Below are 1,660 nucleotides of genomic sequence, written 5' to 3'. Positions count from 1 at the left end.
GTTATAAATGGCACTATTTACAACTTTCAAAATAATGTACTAAAAAAAATAAGCCCCTTAATACAGTAATTAAGGGGCTTATTTTATGCGATCATATATTTATAAGCTATCTATTAGTATAAATGATACTAATATTAAGATTGCTCTTAAAACCATATTAACCTAAGAATGCATTATACATCCAGATTAGTTTTTCTTGTTCCTGCACGTAGCCATCTACAAGGTCAGCTGTACCTTGGTCTTCAGCTTCTTGAGCAATACCAGATAATTTACGTTGTTCTTCGATAAGTTCCTGTAAACCTGACACTACGCCTCGTACACATTCATTACCGTTGAATACGCCTTTATCTTCTTTAATAGAGCTGTTTTGAGCAAAGTCACTATAAGCATGTAGTGGGGTGCCGCCTAAAGTTAAAACACGTTCTGCAATTTCATCAATTTGAACTTGAAGGCTGGTATACAATTCTTCAAATTTAGGATGTAATGTGAAGAAATGCTCTCCTTTAACGTTCCAGTGATAGCCACGTACGTTAATATAAAATATGTGATAGCTTGAAAGTAATTTATTAAGCTGTTCGATGACAGCAGTCATGTCTTTTTTTTCTAAACCGATTTGATTAATACTCATAGTAATTATCCTTTTTTAATTAGTATATTTATTGGGGGTGTTAGTAAGCTGTGCCCCATCTCTTTGTCGTATATTATAATAACAAACCTTGAATGATTTTCTAAATATAATGTTTTAATGATTATGATAGGTTTTACAAATATATTAATTTTTAATTTTTCAAATTTTGGAAGATACATGCCAAAAAAATGACCCATAACGGATCATTGTAAATGCTAAATATTTAAAAGCTATGACATTGCAAGCCAATTAGTATAAAACGGTGCAATGAAAAATAGAGGATATATCATCTATAGATTATTGCCCAATAGCCTGAGTCTGTAGTCCTCTGATAGGTACAACTTCTTGTAAATGAGTGCGTACCGTATCAATGGGAAACTTTTGAGCTTGTAGTCGCTTTGGAATAATCTGGCTACCATTTTGACCTTGCATTTCAAACAACATAAAGATGTAATCGTCTGTCTCATCCCAACTTTTTACCGCAGTCCAGGGGATAACAGCTTGTTGAGTATTAGAAGAACGCATTTGCATACCTCGCATTGCTTTATTGGTCTGTATGCCTGCATTGGGCGCTGGCATTGCCATGATTAAGCCATGCTTTTGAACCCCAAGTTTTAACTGCTTCATTTCATCTGGCATTTCTTGATCTGCCATTTGTTTTTCAAACTCTCTTTTTACATACCACTTCATCCCAATAGTACGTACCAGTAAATATAACCCTACCAAAATAAGCATCAAATAAAAGATGAAAGTTGAGTAACCTGTAACATAAATCAGTCCACATATAGCAATTGACGCTACTATAGCCATGATAATCCATTCCTTCATCTTAATATTTTTTAAGCCAAAAGAAGGGCTGGTTTGTTCAAATAGCTCAAATTGTGCTTGGTGAAACTCTTCTTCAGTTAAATTTATATCAACAGGTTGGAGGGTATAAGGGTAAAGAGCCATATGATTACTCGAAATAGAACGTTAATTGGACAAAAAGGTAAATTGGTAGGCATTGAGCTTATGGGCGCGCTATATATTTAA

2 protein-coding genes are annotated in these 1,660 nt (G+C 34.0%); both read right to left on the bottom strand.

What is annotated here, in order from left to right:
* Positions 1-157: 157 nt before the first annotated feature.
* Positions 158-628 (bottom strand): Dps family protein, encoded by a 471-nt coding sequence (locus QZ265_RS08260; protein ID WP_296405203.1) that lies wholly within the window; start codon positions 626-628, stop codon positions 158-160.
* A 297-nt stretch (positions 629-925) separates the two neighbouring features.
* Positions 926-1,579 carry a YcxB family protein gene (locus tag QZ265_RS08255; protein ID WP_296405201.1) on the bottom strand — a complete coding sequence of 218 codons (654 nt, stop codon included), beginning with the start codon at positions 1,577-1,579 and terminating at the stop codon, positions 926-928.
* Between the last annotated feature and the right edge of the window lie 81 nt (positions 1,580-1,660).

Source organism: Psychrobacter sp., assembly GCF_018260395.1.
GTDB lineage: Bacteria > Pseudomonadota > Gammaproteobacteria > Pseudomonadales > Moraxellaceae > Psychrobacter.
This window is presented reverse-complemented; position numbering and strand designations above follow the sequence as displayed.